We start from the raw sequence: 19,935 nt of genomic DNA on the forward strand, positions 1-19,935 counted from the left end.
GTCAAAATCTCCACGAAGTGATCTTCGTGCGCATCTGCAAACTAGATTTTACCGACAGCCATCCCTCCGGGCAATCGACCGTGCTGCGCATGCTCGCTGTTGAGCGATGATTGGCTGGCTCTTCCCAATGGATACGGGGCATCACTGCTGGCGGACCGGCGGCGCTGCTGGCGCCAGACCTGTAGGCTTTATCACCTCTCCAGCCCGCGTTTCCGGCACCAGTTAACCTAGATATACCAAGACGTTGGCGTGAGGCAGATTGCCCATGGCGGGCGACTCTGACCACTTCCACATGTGGCCTGTTCGATTATCCAGGACCACTACGCTATCAATGGTGCTATTTGGCAGCTTGTTTAAGACCACCATTTGATATCGGTTGGCTGCCGCGTCTTGAGCGCTGGCTTCCGCGGCCAGGACCAGGACTGAGCAGCACGCAGCCGCAAAGTGAGCTAATTGCATTGATTTCTGCCCTAGGTCGGAATGCATGTGAAAAGTTTGGATGTATTAATTTGTGGCATTCTTGACGGCAAAACTACCCTCCAATAGACGGGGCTGGCAGCGACCGAGGTGCGAGATCCGATATATAGAGTTTTTCAAGCTCCCCCGCTTTTAGCTGCGCCTTGCCACGAACGCACAACCACCTCTGATTATCTAACGCCGTTGAATACGGGTTCTTCGCAACTTGAGCGATCGGATCTGTTATCTCGCCGGTGATGCGATCATCGATATGGTCCCTCATCGAAAGTTTGCACGAGCGATTCCGGAAGTCGAACTCCGAGATCAATATCTCAAAATCCTGTGCATCAGTTATCTCGACCTCTTCCGGCGCGTCGATTGCCTCTCTCATCGAAGCGTCAATTGTCACGGAGCCGAAAGCAGGGTCCCCAATGCGCGCACTGCTGCAGCTCTGGCCAACGGGCGCTACAAACATCCTGATAGCTGGTCTCTGCGAGGTCGCAAGCCGCTCCATTGCTTCGATAGCCGTTCGTGACGTGTGACCCATTTCCTCAAGGAATTTGATCGCAATGTCGCGCGACATATCGGCCTCCTTTGTACGCCCAGCAACCGTCGATATCGCATAATTGACGATTGCTGTAACTGCCTTCGTGGCCGCGGCGGTCGCGGCCTCCTTAATAATAGGAAACATTGGAGCGACGGCAGGCACAAGCACTGTCGTGATTATAGCCGGGATCTCCCAGCAATGAGCTTCGGGTTGCCCCGCTAGGACTCGGACGGACATCGATTTCGTTTTTTTAGCAAACTGCCCCGTCATCACGATCGAGCCCGCGCTGCCGAGAAGTTTAGAGGCGCCCTGAATCGACTGCCCCAGTAAGCCAAGGTCAATTACATGCCCATCGGCGTCCATCCCGTCATATCGAATGACAACCGGCAGAAAATCATGCTGCATAGCGCTCTCCCCACACGAGAAACGCTGTCGCTCAACTGAAAATTGCGCCACTCCAAGGTTTAAAGCTTGGTTAACGGACGAGCCGCGCTCTTGGGCAATGGCCGTGCAGACGCTCAGACCCGATAGATTGCGCTGAAAATCAATTGCCGAGCCTCATCCCGCGTCATGCCAACAGTCAAAGCTTGGAACTTTTCTCTGATCGCTTCCTGACATTCGTCCCGGGTAGGCTTCGTCCCTCGGCAGGCCTCCGGCATCGTCTGGCCCGGAAACGAGACCTCCCAGGACCATTCGTCTCCGAATTTCCGGATCGTCCCGACAATCAGGCCGTCGGCCTTCACCCGGTAGGTCGGGATATCGAATGCTTTATCGAACTTGATGATCCACTTCCACATTACAAGCCAAATCCGGCTTAACGGGTGCGAAGAGCCTGAGCCAGGCTGACGACCGCTTGGCGAACCGAGGGGTCTTTGATCGCCAGCATCGCTTCGATGAGGTCAACGCCGACCTTAGTGGAGACAAATCGCGAGATCGGCGTGCTCTTGGACTTACTGTCCCCGTCGACGCCGTCCAATATCGATACGGCGTTCGTGCCCAGCACTTCTGCTATTTCCGATAGACGGACTGCGCTGGTGCGGTTCACGCCCTTCTCGTACTTTTGAACCTGTTGAAACGAGATTCCAAGGTGCGAACCAAGCTCTTCTTGGCTCATTCCGATGGCCAGGCGCTGGGTCCGAATTCGCTCGCCTATGGCTTTGTCCTTGTCGCCCACCATGCGCGGCTTTATCGTGGTCATCGGGGCCTCTCGATGGAATTCCAAGCGGAAGATCTACCACACTATACCGCAAGCACAACGGGAAGCAGTCAGGAACGAATCGGAGAAATTGAACTTGAATCCGCCGTTCAGTTGCGTCGCGTTCCGGAGTTGCGTCATGTCCTGGGATCTCAAGTTTCCCGCACCCATAGCCGTGCCGCGCGGGAAGCCGCTGGTCACGCTGCGCGACGCCGCCTCCTATATCACCACCCTTCCCGCCGCTACGCAACAGGAGCGAGCCTAGCAGAGCGCCGTGCATGTCCTGCTGCAGGCGGCCGACCACGAAGGGTCGATTGAGTTCGCCCGGCTCGGGGTCGTCCAGGCGCTATATCCGAAGCCGGAGCCGATCTACCACTCGATCAAGAAGGATCCGGTCTGGCGCAACACCCGCAAGTTGGTGAGGGACCCGTGAAGATCGACGATCAGGAGACGGTCATCGTCGCGATCGAGCTCGCCCGGCGAATTCTCGGAAAATATGTCGAGCCTGGGCCGCGAGACGCCGCAGCGACCGTGCAGCGGCTGCTGGAATTGCTGGACGACAACGACCTGATCAAGGCGCTCCACCACCTGAAGCGCCGCCAGACCATCCGGCTTGTCGACTGGCCAAAAACAGAAAAGCCACCACAATTTCATGCGGCGGCCCCCGACTTCGCTGTCTGGCCCACGGTTCAGCTATGAGCCGCATAGGCTACCGGGCTGTTTACTCGAGCCTAACCCGCGCCGTGCCGCCCATCCCGATCGAGCTCGCCGCAGCGCGTGACAGGTCGATGCACCGACCGCGCACGAAGGGTCCGCGGTCGTCAATGCGGACCGCGATCGACCGGTCTTTGAGAACTTTTAAGATCTGACTGCCATCTTAATTCTGCGGACCTCCTACTCACACCGCAAACCAGAGAGCCCGCCGATTTCTCACCGACGGGCTTTTCATTTCCAGTGCTGCCGCAAAATGCCGGCCCGGCTCGCCCAATTTCACCTCGCGGATTAATATACCAAAAACTTTTGTGAGGCAGGGTCTCGCTATGAATATGATCCGTGCATTTTTACGGGACGATTCTGGCGCGACCGCCATCGAGTATGGCCTAATCGCTGCGGGAATCTCGCTGGTCATCATTGCCGTAATTAACGGTATCGGCGGCAAACTGAACACCAAATTTGGCGCAATCAACACCTCTCTTAAGTAAAAAAAGCCGCGCCACCCGAAAGGGCAGCGCGGCGAATTTTTGCAGTCTCCCCCCCTCTCGGGGTGCGTGATAAGCGTCTGTCGATCGCTTGGTTCGGTCACGACTTCAAAATTTCAAGGTGCTGACGGAGCTCTACACGGCAGATTCTTAGCGCGGTCGTAGGCTTTCACTGCGAGCAGTAGGTCCCGCGCTCCTAGCTCCACCGGCCACGGACCGTACGGCGGCGGCGCGGGTTGTATTTGCTCGACGTGAACGACAACTGCTGTGCCCATGCCCGAAAACCAATTATCAGTTATGAGGTTCTCTGACTTTTGCGCTCGTGGTTATCGCAAGCTGAGCCAATTTTTAGGCATTTTATGCAACCGTCATCCCGGCACGCGGAAACTCATGGCGTGATGCCGATAGGCGACCTCCTGCCAGCCCCTGCCTCGCGGTGACGGATTCCAGACGTAGAACCGCGACACTAGGTCAAGAACGACAGGCAGCGCCTTCGCCAGAGCGGCAATGAAGGCGAGCCAGGTCACTGGGTGACAGCGCCCGTCGCCGCCGAAACCGTCAGGACATCCGAACGTGCAGCAACGCCGTCAGGAACGGCCGTGGTGCCCGACTTGACGAACAGGCCCCAGAGGATGGCGCCGACTGAGCCGATCGCCCCCACCAGCGTGGTGACCTGCTCTGCGGTGATGTAGCCCTTGCCGGTCAAGAAGCCGCCGCCAGCGATCAGGATATAGCGGAGGATCTGCCAGATGGAACCCCACTTCATTTTCGTCTCCAGTTGCTTTGAGGTTGTGCGCGATGCCGTCGCGCGGCGGAAAGAGATGGCAGTAGGATTTTATTAACCAAACCGGCCCATCAACTGGGTGCTGGGTAAGGAAACAACTGGGATGCGTATTTTCGTTGAGAGAGTAATTTTCGCCATTTACGGCTTGGCCGTTATTCTCGGCGTTTCGGCCGAAGCATTCGCCCAGATCCACTAGGCGCTCAGGCTTCGGATCCCGCCTTGACGGCATTGGCGGTCGCGCCGATCTTGCGGCCGGCGGCCGGCGGTCGGCAGCGGCACGCCGGCAGGCCAGCGGATCGCCTTGATAGCGCGGGACTTCGGAATCTTGGTGATATTGACGCTGTCGGCCTGGTTGCCGCCGCGGCAATAATAATAGGTGCTGTCCTCACTTTCGTAGAGCGTGACGTGGCCGCCGCCAGTGCGGCTGTAGACCAGCACGGCGCCCGGGGTGGGCACCTTCAGCTTCTGGCCCCAAGAGGCCCAGGCGAGCGCCGAGAGCGGCGCAGAGCACGGCTTGATGCCGTTCACGGCCATGACGTAGCCCATCTGCAGGCCGCACCAGGGGATGCTGTCGTGGTTGTACCAGCCGACGTTCCCCTTGAGGTCCGGGTACCGGCGGATGATCTCGTGGGCCATCTCGATGATGAATGGATTGTCCTTCGAGAAAGGCGCCTCCTTGGTGCCGGTCAGGGCCCGCATGGTTGACAGCCAAGGCGCCACCTTCAGGACCGACGGCGGCGGCGCCACCTTGTCCAACTCCGCCGCGGTCGGCTTGTCGACCACGCCAACAGGCGCCAGGCCGTGGCTGGCCTCGAAGGCCTTCAGCGCTGTTTGGGTGATAGTGCCGAAGCCGCCGTCGGGCTCCAGATCGTATACCGCGTTGCGAAGGGAAAGCTGGACGGCAGTAACGGCCGGCCCGGTTGCGCCCATGCGCAAGGGACCGCCCGCCACGAGGGCAGCGATGGTCATGGTGAATTCTCCATGCGAAAGCGACCGCCGGCGGCGCCGGGCGGTCATGGTGGGGATCGGTTGTGGATTGGCCGCGAGCGCCGTCTCAAGTACGGAACTGCGTGATCCGGCACTTGTCGTGCGTGAAACGACAGGAATAAGATTAAGCCGTTAGAGGGAATGGCGATGTTTATTCTCGAGAAGCTACTGATCGGGCTCGGCGCCGTCGCCGAGGCCGGCATCGCCGCCGCCGGGGTCCTCATGGCGATGGCGGTGTACGGATAGGCCGGGCGCGGCGGGGTCAGGGTTAAGGAACCCTTAACCGACTCGGCACATCTTCAAACCAGTACATGCAAAGCGAGGGCTATCCCCTATGCAATTGTCACCTGGTGATCGAATTGAGCTCAGCGATTTGGGACGACAGAAAAGTCCTAGGACGCGCGTTCGGACGGGCATAGTCCTGCTGATCGCCGGCAAACGTCTCAGCAAGAACGCCGTTTTGATCCGCTTCGATGGCAGATCTACTCCTTGTCGCCTTCACAACAGCTACCTCAAAAAAGCGGATGCAGTTTAGCGCAGGGGCCGGTGATTTTCCGGACTTGATCATGTCCGGCCATGATCTGGCTAATTGGAGCTACTAGAATAATCGGGGCCATGGGGCCCTCGAGGCGCTATCGTCGGCACCTGAATATGCCGACAGGCCGCTGGACGATGCGCTAGCACTCCCGAGAAATCGCTCGCCAGTACGCCGAGCTTTGACGTCTGAGGGGGCAAGTCGTCCAACGCGAGCAGGAATTAATCGGAGACACTAGCATACACTGCCCTAGCCGCACCGCCAAATCATCCTAGCGCTGTATATGTAGTCAGATCGGATGACCGGTCTTGATGTCAAATGTCATTCGAAATGTCCGACCAGCAATAGCGCCGCCAAGTGTGTCGGTGATGGGCAGGGGTGTACAGCGAATTACAGCAAGCGCGGCAGCTTCGCGAATGGCTATCTCGTCCTGCAAGGGACCGTGTGATTGGAACGTGACCTTCGGCTTGCCCAGCAATTCACCAGAACTTTTAAAGCTCATAAGCACAGTGATCTTCGAATTGACTGTGCCGAGCGTGAGCATCGGCGGCAGCCAGCACGATCGCAAGTAAATCGGCAGTGCACGGATCGTGTCGATTTGAGGCTCGGCCGCGGAGCCGCGGTTCATGCCGATAAGGGCAAACGCACACATGGCTAGCGAACGAAAAATCTTGTCGCCTTCTCTCATATTTCCAAGGGTGACTTTCTGGGTTCGGGCCATGCCTGGCTTGTACTGCAGATCAATCGTAGGTGCTAGCGTCCCTCGGCCGAGCCATGGTTCTGCAAGAGCGCGGGCGTGCGGTTAGCGTCACCGCCGCGCGGATCGTCTCCGCCTTCATTTCGTTAGCCTTTGACTTGGCGGCCCTCTCCATGCGGAAGCGACCGCGCCGGCGGTGCCAGGCGGTCATGGTGGTGATCAGGCGTCACCCATTTGGGTGAGACGGCGAGAGTGCGGCTGTCCCTTGCAATGCGGGATCGGGCGCGATTAAAATCTACCGCAAGGGACGGCGGATGAGCGCTTTTGAAAAAGCTATGATTGGATTCAGCCTGATGATTGGTGCAGGAATTGCGACGGCTGGCGTCTTGATGGTTATGGCGATCTACGGCTGATCGTCGCCGGTTCTATGGACTGCTGCCGGTGTTGTGGACAAATCCCAGCCTCACGCCGCGGCGCATTCGAACGCCTCGGGACTGACGCCGCCCAGATGGCTGTGACGGCGGGCTTGGTTGTAGAACACCTCAATGTAATCGAAGACGTCGGCCCGAGCCAGATCCCGGGTTTTGTAGACGCGTTTGCGGATACGTTCCTTTTTTAGACTGCTGAAGAATGATTCCGCGACGGCGTTGTCCCAGCAATTGCCCCGCCTGCTCATGCTCGGCTCCAGGTTATGGGCCTGGCAAAAGCGTTGGAAGTCGTCGCTGCCATATTGACTGCCTTGGTCCGAGTGCACAATCACTCGGCTATCGGGCTTTCTGCGCCACACTGCCATGAGCAATGCGTCCAGCGCCAGTTCTCGGGAGAGGCTGGCACTCATCGATCAGCCCACGACCTTGCGGGCATACAGGTCAACCACCACGGCGAGGTACAGCCAACCTTGCCATGTCCGGATGTAGGTGATGTCGGTCACCCAGGCTTTGTTGGGGGCATTAACCGTGAACGCGCGCTGCAGATGATTGGGCGCAATGATCGAAGGACGACCGGCGATCGCGCGTGGAGCCTTATAGCCACGCACGGCCTTGATTTTGTGCTTTCGCATGATGCGTTCGACACGATGCAGACCGCAACTTTCGCGGGCTTCCCGCAAATCGCCGAACACACGCCGGAACCCATAGACGCCGCCGCTCGCCGCATATGAATCGCGTATCAGATCCAGCAATCTTGCGTCTTCTTTTGCGCGATCGCAAACCGATTCACGTAACCATTCATAGAACCCAGCACGAGAGATTCGTAGCACCCGGCACATCAGTGTGACGGCATATACATGGCGATGCTCGATCATGAAGCGGTACTTCACTCTGGGTCCCTGGCAAAGTACCGCGCGGCTTTTTTTAGCAGATCTCGCTCCTCTTCCACTCGCCGCACCTGTGCGCGGAGGCGCAGGATCTCGCCCTTGGCGTCCACGAGTTCTTTCGATTGCTGCTCGGATTTGTCGGGCGAAACGGCCTTGACCCATTTGTACAGACTGTGCGCCGAAACGCCCAGTCGAGCCGCAACTTCGGGCACGCCATAGCCTCGGTCAATGACCTGCTTGACGGCCTCTTCCTTAAACTCCGGGGTAAATCTCTGTGTACTCACATGCTGCCTCCTATGCTCAAAGGATAGGCCGGGGATGTCTACCGAACCAGAGGCAGTCCAAGGGATAGGCCGGGCTTGTCTACGGATACAGGGGCAGTCCAGCGGCGGCGCGACCAGATCGGGTGCGCGCGCTGCCGCCGTTGGTGCTGCCGGCGTTTCGGTTTTTAAGCAGCCAGTTTGCGGAGTACCGCGGAGATGCTGTCGAAGCTATACGGCTTTGGTAGGAATATGCCTCCCTCCGGTAAATCGCCCTCTTTGAACACATGATTTCCAGAAGTCGCGATGATTTTAACCGGGGGCCAGCGGCCACGTACAAAGTGGGCGAGCTTTAACCCATCCATCGATCCAGCCATCTGGATATCGGTAAAGACTACATGAATATCCGGTCGCGTTTCGAGGATCGCAATTGCCTCATCGGCATCGCCCGCCTCGACAACGTCGAACCCTGCGTCGGCGATCATTTCGGCCGCATTCGTTCGGAGCAGAAACTCGTCCTCCACGACGAGTACAACGAACCGCGGATCTGTAGAACTGGTCATTATTGATTCACCTGCCGTCAAACAGCGCAACTATAGAGCCCTTCGTTCAACGCATGGCGGTATAATATTGCTCATTCTTGAAGCGCAGCAACCGCCTTGGAGACGAGGCTGGCTGCAGTTGCCAGTCCCTTTGACCAACCGAAAAGGGCTGTCCCGGCGGCTTAGCCGCCGCCCGTCGCAGCCGACTGCCAATTAGGGCAGATCGCGACGTCTGAGACGTCCCGGGATAGACCGGACGCCCCACCAAGGCGCGAACGACCAGGACCGGAAGTCCAGCCCGATAAGCCGCGATATCGATTTGAATCAACGGTCTAGTGGCCTAACTTGCGTTGTTGACGATTCTGCAAGGTGAGCCGTTTTGACCAGTATGTCGGACACCGGACATGCCAGAATTGCCCAACCACCGCTCAGCCCTTGGCCGTCATCGGTGATGTGAACGCATGTTGCGCTCCCGGCTTCCTCTGGAAAGGAGCAGCGCCTTGCAGCGACGCCGATTCAAACAATTTGCACCGCTAGATCAACGCCTGTCGCAAGAGGCAGAACGCCTACGTAATGAAGCCAAAGGCACCCCATCAGGGATTGAGCGCGAAACGCTCATTCGCCAAGCCCGGCAAGCGGAGACCGCAGCGCACATGCAGGAGTGGCTTACATTGCCCCGCCTGCAAGCGCCGCGCGCTAATGCCAGAGTATCGCGCCTGCGTCGTAGGGCAACATAGGCATTCAGTCGGTTGCGAGTCTTGCACCGGCGTCAATGATAGCCAAGCTACGGATACGCCCCACTAAATGGATATTTTGGCCAAACCGCAGAACGACGACGATCCTGTTTTCCGGGTTGCTCTCCGCCAATCAGAAATCCGCTACCGTCGGCTTTTCGAGGCCGCCCACGACGGCGTGCTTATCCTGGACTGCGTCAGCCGAAAAATCACCGACGCCAATCCTTTCATGTCGCAACTGCTCGGCTATCGGCATGAAGAATTGCTGGGCAAGGAGCTTTGGGAAATTGGCCTGCTCAAGGACGAGCAGGCGAGCCAGGCCGCGTTTCGGGAGTTGCAGAATAACGGCCACGTCCGTTACGAAGATCTACCGCTGGAATCCAAGTCGGGCGAGAAGCGGGAAGTGGAAGTCGTAGCCAACCGCTACGATGAGGACGGCACACAGGTCGTTCAGTGCAATGTCCGGGACATTACCGAACGAAAGAAGATTGAAGATGCGTTGCGTTCGAGCGAAGAACGCTTTCGCACTCTATTCGAACTGGGGCCCTCGGCCGTCTATGCCTGCGATGCCCGCGGCGTCATTCGGGACTTCAACCAACGTGCTACGGAATTGTGGGGCCGCACTCCGGCACGCGGCGACGACAGCGAACGTTTCTGCGGCTCGATGAAGATGTTCCGACCGGACGGCAGTTTCATGCCCCACGACCAGTGCCCCATGGCGGAGGTGGTCTCGGGAGAATTGGCGGAGGTCAATGACGAGGAAGTAGTCGTCGAGCGGCCCGACGGATCGCGGGTCACCGCCGTCGTCAATATCCGTCCGCTCAAGAATGAGCACGGAGAAGTCACGGGCGCAATCAACTGCGCCTATGACATCACCGAACGCAAGCAAGTTGAAGAGCACCAGCGGTTCCTCATGGGCGAACTCGCGCATCGGGGCGGAAATCTGCTGGCTGTGATCCAATCCATCGTTTCCCGCAGCCTGGCCGGAACGAAGCCACTCGCCGAGGAGCGCAACACGCTCATCCGGCGACTGCAGGCGCTTGCACGCAGTCAATCGGCGCTGATGAGCAAAGGATTCCAGGGCGCCCCTCTGGCCGAGATCGTCCGGCTGGAGTTCGAGGCGTTCACCGACCGGGTGACGGCCAAAGGCCCGGATGTGATGCTGAACTCTCGGGCGGCGCAGACCTTCGCGCTGCTGCTTCACGAACTCGCCACCAACGCTACCAAGTATGGCGCCCTTTCGCTACCCGACAAGGGTGAGGTCGATATTCACTGGTCGATCGACGGGGAAGCCGAGGAAGCCCGATTCAAGTTTCAATGGCAGGAGCGCGACGGTCCACCGGTCGTGGTCCCGGCCCGCAAGGGTTTCGGCAGCCTGTTGCTCGACAGGCTCGCATCGCAGGATTTTGGAGCGCAACCGACAATCGCGTTTGCACCAGGTGGATTGAGCTATTCCATCGACGCGTCGCTCCCGACCATGACAGCCGGGAGCGAGAGGACAAACCTGCTGCGTTCGACTGATTACGCTCGAACCTGAGAGAAGGGTCACACCCGCTATTTTGATGGCGACGCGCCGACCGTGCCGGTTGACGGCCCAAAGCTCTTTTGAAGCTGCGAAACCGCAAAGTCCTGCGCTTCCTTTGCCTTGGCAACCACAGCGTCCATGCCGAAGAACTCATGGGTCACGCCCGCGTAAACCTTGTGCGTGACATCATTGCCGGCCGCCTTCATCTTGTCTGCCAGCATGTCTCCATCGGAGCGCAACGGATCGATCTCGGCATTGATGATAGTCGTCGGCGGAAGTCCCTTTAGGTCGGCGGCGACGAGGTTCAGTCGCGGATCCTGCTTTTCTGCTTCGTTGTTGAGGACCTTGTCGAAAAACCACGCCATCATTGGTGCGTTGAGCGGTTTCGCCGCAGCCTGCTCCTTCTTGGACGGCGTATCCGCGGCCGTCGTCGCAATCGGATAGACCGAGACGATCGCCACCGGTGCTGTGAGTTTCTGGTCGCGGGCCGCCATTGCGGTGGCTACCGCCAAGTTACCGCCGGCGCTTTCACCGACGATCGCCAATTTCGCGGGGTCGCCGCCCCAGCCCTTGGCGTTTTTCAGGATATATTTATAGGCCTCGATCGCCTCGTCATGCTGCGCTGGAAACTTGTGTTCGGGCGCCATCGGATAATCGACAGACACGACGATGGCATTTGCCTTCCGGGCTATCGCGGATGCTGAAGCATCATAGGTATCGAGGTCGGAGATGACCCAGCCGCCACCGCGATAATAGACGATGACCGGAAGACCGGCATCCTTGGTAGCTTTCTCAGGCGTGTAATAGCGCAGCCGCAGGTTCCCCATATCCGCAAAGCGGCTGTTCGAGACCGAAAGGCCCGCGTGAGGGTCTACCTTGAGCTTCTCGTCCTTGATCACCTTCATCACGGCGTCTGTCGCCGATGGTTGCTTGCGGGCTTCGGCGGCGGTAAGGTTTTCGATCGGCTTCGGTTGCAACTCGCCGAGCGCGGCGAGAACCTTCGCCATGTCCGGATCCGCCCTTGCCGCCGGATCGGCTACGGGAGCGGAAATAGTCGTTTTCTCGGTCGGCGTCTGCGCAAACAAGGCGCCGCCGGAAGCAACGATGGCGGTGGTCGCAAGAAGAGCGATCCTCAGTGTAGGGAAGGAAGCCATGCAAAAATCTCCTTTTGGGAACCTCCACACCGGAGGCAAAACTGAAAAGGCCGACCATTGACGGCCTCTAAACAAAAGCGGCGGAGCTTGCTTGCTCATGCCGTCCTTCTTCCCAAGAAAAGGGACCGTAAGGCGAAAGGTTCCGGCCAACTGGATGGCCTTATGCCGTGAACCGGCCGGCGCACTTCCCCCCGATACGCTGGCATCGCTTGGAACCGCGGGCGCTAAGCAAAAAAGGCGGTTGGGCGCTCAGTCACCCAATAAGCCGCGATGATATCTATCGCGTAGGCGATCGACATATCGAGGTGGTCGAGGGCCGACTGCATCCCCGCGGGTTCGATGCGTGTGAATCAGCACCGGAGTCGGACCCCTCTACGCGAAAGCAGTAATGCTTTGAAGACAATCGAGAAAATTGGTTCGAGGTGGGGTCCCAATCGGCGCCGATCGGGACCCCTATGACCGATCAAATTCGTTTATCCAATCAATGCGTTCAGGAAGAATCGGGCGAGGTCCTTGGACCACGCTGATTCACACACTGACCTTACTCGCGGCCCAGCGCTAGCACCGCATCGACGCACCCTGCGTGATCGACAAGCCGATCAGCGGCGTCAGTTTCCTTGCCTATGTCGAGCAGATCATGGTCCCTACCTTGCAGCCGGGTGACATCGTCATCATCGACAATCTCGGCGGCCACAAGGGAAAGGCCGTCCGTCGCGCGATCCGCGCGGCTGGCGCAAAGCTGTTCTTCCTGCCGCCTTACAGCCCCGACCTCAATCCGATCGAGCAAATGTTTGCCAAGCTCAAAACCCTGCTCCGCAAGGCCGCCGAACAAACAGTCGAAGCCACATGGCAAAGAGTCGGAGCGCTTCTTAACGCCTTCAGCCCTGAAGAATGCGCCAACTACCTCATCGACTCAGGATACGCTTCAAAATGAAGAAATCATGCTCTAGCGAAAATGGGATTGTTTGAAACTTGGGACTCTTTGAGTAGTTCGCATGCAGGTCGATTGTTACGAACCATGCAATTAGTTGAGCAGTGCCGCCTCAGTTTTCCCTACGATTCTCCTTCTCGTTGCGAAGGTTGCCTAGCCAGACTATCGGCCCCCGCATTCGGTGGTCGACAATCCGTCCTCGCCTTGTCCCGTCCGTTTTTTCTCTTAAGCCGGTAAGATACTGAAGAAAACCGCGCATTCCGGAAACGGCGCGCCGAGCCCAGTGGTTAGATCGTCTTGTGATGGAAAACTTTGTGGTGGCCATTTTTTTCATCCCACCTTAGGATTAAACCCGTGTGGCGCAGGTTATTTCCAATTCGCCGATTTTTAATAGCCGATGTTTAATAGTAGTCTCGTGCCTAAAAAACGGAACCTGCCCTTATAAAATCCCCAGATTTCTTCGCTTGGCTGTCCAATTGAAGTCACCCAGGATTGCGTGACGTATTATTGGCCTATTTCAAACGATTTGGCGGTCGATTGTACCGTCCGAGTGCCATCGAACAGTTCGACCCTCAGGTCGTAAACGCCCGCCCGCGCGCCGTTTTTTCCTCCAACGTAAGCGAGATAGTTCGCCTTACGACCTTCAAGAGCGCGGGTCTGCAGGTTCACTATTGGAACGCCGTCCGAGTCGAGCAGTCGAATTCTGAAAAAGCTGCCCTGCTCGACGTTGATCGCCCAAACCCACGCGACTATTGGCTCGGATAGCTTGACGAGCGGCGGCCCACCGTCGCGAACGAGGTTCGGCAATTCTGGAGCAGTCTTTGCCAAGCCGAAATCTAAAATCGCTGTCGGCGAATTCGACAGCAGACTTTGAACCGACGGCTCGAACAAACCGCCCGTGGTTTCGCCGAATGCTTCCGCACCTGATCGGAGAGACCGCCCCGTCAGCGGCTCGAAAGGTATACCATCGCGCCGGATCGACAGATGGACGTGCGGAAATTCCGCCAGGCCCGACGCGCCGATCAATCCCAAGCGCTCGCCCTTTCCGATGCGCGTCCCCGAGTGTACCGCGATGCTACCTTGCTTCAAATGGCAGTATTGGGAGACGATTCCGTTAGCGTGTTCTATCAAAACGCCGTTGCCGCATTCCTTACCTCCTAGCAGTTTGCTATCCTTTAATCGGTCGAAGATCCGGTCTGCAACGCCGTCGCGCACCCGCAACACTGTCCCGTCCGCGATCGACACGACCGCTGCACGCCCGATGTCCTTGAGCGAACGCAGCCGAATATCCCAGCCGTCGTGTCCCTCGTAACTTGCCCTGCCGCACAGAGGGTCGACAACCCCCGGACCGGGATCCATGTCGGGCATCTGTTGCACGAAGCATTCATCGCCGAGCCGACAATTTACCGGCAAGCCCAGAAAGACGCCTGAACGCGAATCTGCAGTGCCGGCTGAGGATCCCAAGCCGCAGTCGCTGAAAACAAATACAGCAGCAAGAGGGATCAAAGCGAACAGGCGCCGCCGGGGCTTTCGGCGCCGGTTCGCTTTAGGTAGAAGATCGAACACGCTCACTCCTCGCGGAATGATCGCATCATCTGATCGGTGAACGGCTTGATCAGATACGAGAACGCCGACCTGTCTCCCGTTGACAGGAAAACCTCCACCGGCATGCCGGGCACGATCGGCTTGCCGGCGACCTGCTTGAGGCCGCCCGCGATCGCGATTGTGCTGAGATAATACGTCTGTCCAGTGGCCTGCTCCAGAGTGGCTGCGGCGCCAATGGTCTCGACAGTGCCGGCGACCTCTGGCGTGGTCCGCTGATTGAAGGCCGAGAAGCGAAGTCTCGCAGGCTGGCCGGTCGCGGCCTGGTCGATGTCGATTGGCGACAGCTTGGCTTCCACGACGAGATCCGCGCTTTCCGGAACGATGGACATCAGCGTTTCCTTAGGAGCGATCACCCCATTGACCGAGTTGACCGCGAGTTCGTTGACGACGCCAAAGATAGGCGAGCGGATCACCATCCGGGACAGCCGGTCCTGCGAGGCGATGGTTCGCTCCTGCAGTTCCGCGAGCTTGCCGTCAACCTCGCGCAGGTCGCGCTGTCCATCGGTCCGCGCCTGCTGGTCCAGTTCGATGATCTTGATCCTTGATTCGCTGATCTGGCCCTTGACGCGCGCGATGTTCGCATCGATCTCGCCCTTTAGTCCGTCGATCTTGACAAGGTCGCGCTCCATCGTGCGGATCTTGCCGATCTCCATATAGCCCTTGTTGTAGATCGGGGTCAGACGCTCGAGGTCTTCCTTGACCATTTTTCGCTCGCTGGCGTTGGCCTCCTGCTGCGCCAGCAGGCCGCGGACCTGCTCCTCGAACTGCGCGATCTGCAGCGACAGTTGGTCCCGGCGCGCCTCTCGCACGGCGCGGTTCTCGTTGAAGAGGCGGATTTCGCCTTGGGCGATCTCGGCGGTGCCAGGGTCGCCTTCGAAATCGGGCTTGAACGTAATGGCGGTGGCGCCCTCGCGCTCCGCCAGGTGGCGCGCACGGCGGCCCTGCAATTCCGACAGCTGCCCCTTAAGTACGCCAAGTTCGGCCTTGGTCTGAGTTTCGTCGAGCCTGATGAGGACGTCGCCCGCGCCGACGCTGTCGCCGTTGGCGACCAGGATCTCACCCACGATGCCACCGTCTCGATGCTGGATCAGCTTGACCTGCTTCCGCACGACGACCTTGCCTTGCGCAATTACTGCGCCGGTCAACTGCGCGTGCACTGCCCAGCCGCCGCACCCGCCGATCAATGCCATGGCAAGCACGATTGCCACGACCATCCGCGAGCGGATTCCGAAGGACTTCAAGCTGGCGGGGTGCCCCGACGAGTTCGCATTCATGTTATGCCCTCTATGTTCCTTCCGGTCGGTTCGCCGGCGTTACTGAGATCAAGCGTGGTGCGTGGTCGAGTTCGCGTACGGGTTCGTCAGCACGAAGTTGCCGGCGGTCAGGTCGATGTGGCCGTCTAGCACGATCTCGAACTGATGGTCCGAATTGCCATCGAGATCGCCGGTGACCACGGTGATCTCCTTGGTGTCGGAGACGATCTCGTAGTGGTAGGTTACAGCGCCGACTTCGTCGAACTTCGCCTGGTCGGTGCCGGCGAAGAACAGCTTCTGGCCAGCGAAGTCGTCGAGTTCCTGCCCAACGCGCGAGAGGTCGAGCCGGTCGCCGACGCTGAAATCCACGATATGATCGCGTGGGCCGCCCTCGTTCTTCAGCGACGCCATGTCACGGAAGACGAAGGTGTCGTCGCCCTCGCCGCCTTCCATGATGTTGACGTGCGCGTCCGCAACGAGCCGGTCGCGGCCATGACCACCGCGGACGTTCTCGATCTCGAAAATCTGTGCGGTCTGCACGCCGCAGATTTCGACGATGCCATCGGGCAGGTCCACGTTCGCATCGAACACGATCTGGGATAGATCCAGCGTGTCGTCGCCCGCACCTCCGCTGATGAGGTCGTGGCCGCCTCCGGCGTTGACCACGAAGGTGTCGTCGCCAGCGCCCCCATCGATGTGATCATCGCCCGCTCCTCCGGACAAGACGTCATCGCCGTCACCCCCGGCAAGACGATCGTTGCCGTCTCCGCCATCTAGAGTGTCGTTGCCGCCATCGCCGCAAAGCACATCGTCGCCGCTGCCGCCCAGCAGGACATCATTCCCCGCGCCACCCTCAATGCGGTCGTTGCCGTCGTCTCCATGTAGGACATCGTCCCCCGCGCCACCCTCGATGCGGTCGTTGCCGGCTCCGCCGGACACGACGTCGTTTCCGGCTCCGCCTACGATCATATCGTCGCCCGCCCCACCCAGCAGGACGTCGTTGCCGGCACCGCCATCGATATGGTCGTTGCCGTCCTCTCCGTCGACGACGTCGTCGCCTTCGTCGCCCAACAACGTATCGTTTCCGGCGCCCCCCATGATGTGGTCGGAGCCTTGGCCTCCGGAAGCGAAGTCGTCGCCGTCGCCGCCCAGGATCAGGTCGTTGCCGTCCTCCCCATAGAGGACGTCGTCGCCGGCTTCGCCGAACAGGGTATCGTTGCCGGCACCACCGAAGATGACGTCGTTGCCGGAGCCTCCGAAGATGATGTCGTCGCCGTCCCCGCCGACCAGGCGGTCGTTGCCCTCGCCGCCGTAGATCGTGTCGCTGCTCTCGCGGCCGTAGACGATGTCGTTGCCGGCGCCCGCGTCGATGACGTCCGCCTGGGGCGTGCCGATCAGGAAGTCGTCGCCGTCAGTGCCGTGAATTTCTTCCTCGGGGGCGGCATGCAGGTCGGCATGCGCGGTCTGGGCGATGGAAGCAGACCCGTCCGTGATGTTGTAAGTGAAGCGTACCGCACCGGTCTCGTCGTGCTGCGGCGTATACAGCCATTGGTCCGGCCCAAGCACCTGCAGCGAGCCCTGATCGACATGGAGGGCCTGCACCGACAGCGTGTCGCCATCTGGATCGCGCGCTCCCGTCAGAAGCTGGCTCAGCGAGATAATAATCGATTCATTGACCAACCCGCTTCCGAGGTCCACTGCCCCATTACTTACAGGCGAACGGTTCGCGCTCTTAGGAGGATCCGGCGGGGTCTTGGCAGGCGGCGACGTCCCGACATCGCCGGGGGACTTGCTGCGGTCAATGGGCGGGTCCTGCGAACCCTTGGCAACCGGCGGCTTCTCGACCTTGTCAGCGAGCTTGCTACGGTCGTCGGTGATGTGCGGGTCGCTTCCACCCGTCCGACTGCCATCGCTGCCGCCCCCGCCACCGCCTCCAACGCCGCCGGCCGGTTTGGGCTCGCCGGCCGATGTTTGCGGACGCGGCACTGCCGGAGCATTCTGGTTGGCTGGGACCAACGAAAGCCGTGGGCTCTCGGTCCTGGCGAAAGACAGGCTGTCGAGACTCACCGCTGCCGCAAAAGCCTCGTTCATCGAGACCGATGCCAGACCGACGGCGCGAACGAGCTCCGAAGATCCGGCGGTTGGCCCCGTGGAGGAAGGCGCGACCGCTGCCTCGGTCTCGCGCTCCGGCCCGTCCAGACTCTGCAAATCCGGCTTCGGCTGATGCGGCGCCTCTTCCTTGTCGCTGCCGAACATCTGCTTCAGCACAAGCCCCCAGCTCGCCACAAGGAGCGCCGACACGATGGAACTGACCCTGGTCCTCTCGTCGAGTAGCTTGAACCGCCTCGACGGCGCGTCGAGCGCGGTGCGGTCCGGAATTCCCAACGATATCCGATCTTCCATAGCGACCTCCCATTCAGCTCGAATCAGGCCGTCGCGGCGGCCGGAAATGGTATCGGTGCCGACGGGGCGCCGACGACCTTGTCCTTCGGACCGAACGCGATCAGCTTGCCGCCTTGAACCACGCCGACGTAGTCCACAGCCGCGAGAGCCTTCGGGCGGTGCGCGATCACGATCACCACGCCTCCACGAGCCTTGACGGCTTCGATGGCATCGCTGAGCGCGGCCTCACCCTGCGAGTCGAGATTGGAATTTGGCTCGTCGAGAACGACGAGGAAGGGATCGCCATACAGTGCCCGTGCCAACCCGATGCGCTGCCGCTGTCCGGCTGAAAGGGACGTGCCCGAGGGGCCCAGTTCGGTTTGATAACCTTCGGGCAGCCGCGCGATCATCTCGTAGACGCCAGCGGCCTTCGCAGCGGCCACGATCTTGCGGGCGTCCGGCTCGGCTTCGAACCTCGAAATGTTCTCGGCGATGCTGCCGTCGAGCAAGGAAACGTCCTGAGGCAGGTATCCGATGTACTCGCCGAGCACGTCTGCGCGCCACTGATCGAGATCCGCGTCGTCCAGGCGCACCTTTCCTCTCAGCAGCGGCCAGACGCCGACGAGACCCTTGGCCAGCGAGGTCTTTCCGCCGCCGCTTGGGCCTATCAGGCCCAGCGCCTCGCCGGCCTTCAGTTCGAAACTAACCTCGCCTACCAGCACAGTGCCGCTACCAGGGGCCACGACCGTGATGTTTTCGACCTTTAGCGCTGCCGCAGGCCTAGGAAGCGGCATGATGTGGGAACCATCCTCGGCCGCGGCCAGCGTCTGCTTCAGACGACGGAAGCTCCTTCGCGCGGCGGCGATGAGCTTCCAGTTGCCGATAGCAGAATCGATTGGCGCGAGCGCCCGTGAAGAGGCCACTGAACAGGCGATGATCGCCCCTGCCGAGAGCTCGCCCTTGATTGTGAGGAAGGCGCCTAGCCCAAGAAGTGCGGATTGCAGCATCATGCGCAATACTTTGGCAATCCCGCCGAAGCTGCCGCTGACATCACTGGTCCAGGTCTGCAGCTCGAGGTGCCGCAAATTAGCCTTCTCAAAGCGGGCCACAGCGCGGCCGCCGAATCCCATAGCGCGGAGGATGTCGGCGTTGCGCGCGTGCGAATCCGCCAGCGTGCTGCGCAGCACGGCTGCCTGGTGCGTTTCGCTGCCCGCGCGGCGGGTCATCAGTTCGGTCGCCACCGTGAGCGAGATCAGCACCACCGCCCCGGCCAGCGTGACGAGCCCCAAGACGGGATGAAGCAGATAGACGAAACCGAGGAACAGCGGCATCCACGGCAAATCGAAGAAGGCGACGGGCGCTTGGCTGCCGAGGAAGCCGCGGACGACATCAACGTCCCGGCCCCTTTCGAGCGCCTCGGAGGTGGAGTAGCCGTAGCGAGCCATTTCGATCACGACGTGGTGGGTCAATGGCGCTAACTTGGCGTCAAGCCGGGCGCCTAGGCGGACCAGGATCTGGGAACGCAGGATGTCAAACATCCCTTGGAATAAATAGAGGCCGATAGCCAAAGCGGAAAGCGCGACGAGGGTCGGAATGCTGTGGCTGGTCAGCGCCCTATCGTAGATTTGCAGCATGTAGAAGGAGCCGGTCAGGGCGAGCACGTTAATGATCCCGGACAGCCCCAGCAGGAAGAAGCCGATCCTGCGATAATTGCCGATCGTGTTTTCTCCGTTCGGATAGGCCGAATTCTTACGCTTGGCATTCTTGCTCATTGTGTACTTCCCCTGCCCTGGCGTGTTGCGCGAAGCGGTTGTTCTACCTATCCGGAGCGGCG

18 protein-coding genes and 2 pseudogenes are annotated in these 19,935 nt (G+C 59.7%); 6 read left to right on the forward strand and 14 right to left on the reverse strand.

Annotated elements, in window-relative coordinates:
• Nucleotides 1-532: 532 nt before the first annotated feature.
• From FIU28_RS19735 to FIU28_RS19745, 3 genes are all read right to left on the reverse strand, one after another.
• Entirely contained in the window at nucleotides 533-1,408 is an 876-nt protein-coding gene (locus FIU28_RS19735; RefSeq protein ID WP_143574850.1) for a DUF7946 domain-containing protein, read from the reverse strand.
• A gap of 113 nt (nucleotides 1,409-1,521) precedes the next feature.
• A complete protein-coding gene (locus FIU28_RS19740; RefSeq protein WP_143574851.1) occupies nucleotides 1,522-1,800 on the reverse strand; it encodes a hypothetical protein in 279 nt (92 codons plus the stop codon).
• A gap of 17 nt (nucleotides 1,801-1,817) precedes the next feature.
• A complete protein-coding gene (locus tag FIU28_RS19745; protein ID WP_143574852.1) occupies nucleotides 1,818-2,201 on the reverse strand; it encodes a helix-turn-helix domain-containing protein in 384 nt (127 codons plus the stop codon).
• A gap of 136 nt (nucleotides 2,202-2,337) precedes the next feature.
• Here FIU28_RS19745 and FIU28_RS27230 point away from each other — a divergent pair, with 136 nt between their 5' ends.
• The 3 genes from FIU28_RS27230 to FIU28_RS19750 are packed head-to-tail and all read left to right on the forward strand — an operon-like array spanning nucleotide 2,338 to nucleotide 2,897.
• On the forward strand, nucleotides 2,338-2,463 hold the full coding sequence (locus tag FIU28_RS27230) for a hypothetical protein (protein WP_256365912.1): 126 nt from the start codon (nucleotides 2,338-2,340) through the stop codon (nucleotides 2,461-2,463).
• Between the two features lie 9 nt (nucleotides 2,464-2,472).
• Entirely contained in the window at nucleotides 2,473-2,631 is a 159-nt protein-coding gene (locus FIU28_RS26550) for a hypothetical protein (protein ID WP_168202993.1), read from the forward strand.
• The gene (locus tag FIU28_RS19750) at nucleotides 2,628-2,897 is read left to right on the forward strand and encodes a hypothetical protein (protein ID WP_143574853.1); all 270 of its coding nucleotides are present in this window, start codon (nucleotides 2,628-2,630) and stop codon (nucleotides 2,895-2,897) included. The genes FIU28_RS26550 and FIU28_RS19750 overlap by 4 nt, the downstream gene beginning before the upstream one ends.
• A gap of 22 nt (nucleotides 2,898-2,919) precedes the next feature.
• On the opposite strand, the gene FIU28_RS19755 is transcribed toward FIU28_RS19750, so the two are convergent.
• A complete protein-coding gene (locus FIU28_RS19755) occupies nucleotides 2,920-3,063 on the reverse strand; it encodes an RlpA-like double-psi beta-barrel domain-containing protein (protein ID WP_143576300.1) in 144 nt (47 codons plus the stop codon).
• Nucleotides 3,064-3,238: 175 nt separating this feature from the next.
• On the opposite strand from FIU28_RS19755, the gene FIU28_RS19760 reads away from it, so the two are divergent.
• The gene (locus FIU28_RS19760) at nucleotides 3,239-3,400 is read left to right on the forward strand and encodes a Flp family type IVb pilin (protein WP_143574854.1); all 162 of its coding nucleotides are present in this window, start codon (nucleotides 3,239-3,241) and stop codon (nucleotides 3,398-3,400) included.
• A 520-nt stretch (nucleotides 3,401-3,920) separates the two neighbouring features.
• Here FIU28_RS19760 and FIU28_RS19765 read toward each other — a convergent pair.
• The 5 genes and pseudogenes from FIU28_RS19765 to FIU28_RS19790 all read right to left on the reverse strand — a co-directional run bounded on the left by FIU28_RS19765 (nucleotide 3,921) and on the right by FIU28_RS19790 (nucleotide 8,538).
• Complete coding sequence (locus FIU28_RS19765) at nucleotides 3,921-4,163, reverse strand: Pam3-gp28 family putative phage holin (protein ID WP_143574855.1); 243 nt, start codon at nucleotides 4,161-4,163, stop codon at nucleotides 3,921-3,923.
• Nucleotides 4,164-4,373: 210 nt separating this feature from the next.
• Entirely contained in the window at nucleotides 4,374-5,150 is a 777-nt protein-coding gene (locus FIU28_RS19770) for an NlpC/P60 family protein (RefSeq protein WP_168202994.1), read from the reverse strand.
• Between the two features lie 842 nt (nucleotides 5,151-5,992).
• Nucleotides 5,993-6,424, reverse strand: a complete 432-nt coding sequence (locus tag FIU28_RS19775) for a hypothetical protein (RefSeq protein WP_143574857.1) — start codon at nucleotides 6,422-6,424, stop codon at nucleotides 5,993-5,995.
• Between the two features lie 439 nt (nucleotides 6,425-6,863).
• A pseudogene (locus FIU28_RS19780) lies at nucleotides 6,864-7,999 on the reverse strand (IS3 family transposase).
• A gap of 164 nt (nucleotides 8,000-8,163) precedes the next feature.
• The gene (locus FIU28_RS19790; protein WP_143574859.1) at nucleotides 8,164-8,538 is read right to left on the reverse strand and encodes a response regulator; all 375 of its coding nucleotides are present in this window, start codon (nucleotides 8,536-8,538) and stop codon (nucleotides 8,164-8,166) included.
• Between the two features lie 783 nt (nucleotides 8,539-9,321).
• Between FIU28_RS19790 and FIU28_RS19800 the strand changes: the two genes are divergently transcribed.
• Nucleotides 9,322-10,788, forward strand: coding sequence for a sensor histidine kinase (locus tag FIU28_RS19800; protein WP_143574861.1), 1,467 nt, complete (start codon nucleotides 9,322-9,324; stop codon nucleotides 10,786-10,788).
• 17 nt (nucleotides 10,789-10,805) lie between these two features.
• Here FIU28_RS19800 and FIU28_RS19805 read toward each other — a convergent pair whose 3' ends face one another.
• Nucleotides 10,806-12,029, reverse strand: coding sequence for an alpha/beta hydrolase (locus tag FIU28_RS19805; RefSeq protein ID WP_210245574.1), 1,224 nt, complete (start codon nucleotides 12,027-12,029; stop codon nucleotides 10,806-10,808).
• Nucleotides 12,030-12,462: 433 nt separating this feature from the next.
• On the opposite strand from FIU28_RS19805, the pseudogene FIU28_RS19810 reads away from it, so the two are divergent.
• A pseudogene (locus FIU28_RS19810) lies at nucleotides 12,463-12,864 on the forward strand (transposase); the annotation flags it as partial.
• A 501-nt stretch (nucleotides 12,865-13,365) separates the two neighbouring features.
• Here FIU28_RS19810 and FIU28_RS19815 read toward each other — a convergent pair.
• From FIU28_RS19815 to FIU28_RS19830, 4 genes are all read right to left on the reverse strand, one after another.
• Nucleotides 13,366-14,427 (reverse strand): M23 family metallopeptidase, encoded by a 1,062-nt coding sequence (locus tag FIU28_RS19815; protein WP_143574862.1) that lies wholly within the window; start codon nucleotides 14,425-14,427, stop codon nucleotides 13,366-13,368.
• A 2-nt stretch (nucleotides 14,428-14,429) separates the two neighbouring features.
• Nucleotides 14,430-15,680: an HlyD family type I secretion periplasmic adaptor subunit gene (locus FIU28_RS19820; RefSeq protein ID WP_246660746.1), complete on the reverse strand. Its 1,251-nt coding sequence runs from the start codon at nucleotides 15,678-15,680 to the stop codon at nucleotides 14,430-14,432.
• A 108-nt stretch (nucleotides 15,681-15,788) separates the two neighbouring features.
• The gene (locus tag FIU28_RS19825) at nucleotides 15,789-18,122 is read right to left on the reverse strand and encodes a cadherin-like domain-containing protein (protein ID WP_143574864.1); all 2,334 of its coding nucleotides are present in this window, start codon (nucleotides 18,120-18,122) and stop codon (nucleotides 15,789-15,791) included.
• Between the two features lie 23 nt (nucleotides 18,123-18,145).
• Nucleotides 18,146-19,873: a type I secretion system permease/ATPase gene (locus tag FIU28_RS19830; protein ID WP_143574865.1), complete on the reverse strand. Its 1,728-nt coding sequence runs from the start codon at nucleotides 19,871-19,873 to the stop codon at nucleotides 18,146-18,148.
• Nucleotides 19,874-19,935 lie beyond the last annotated feature (62 nt).

The organism is Tardiphaga sp. vice154 (assembly GCF_007018645.1).
Lineage (GTDB): Bacteria > Pseudomonadota > Alphaproteobacteria > Rhizobiales > Xanthobacteraceae > Tardiphaga.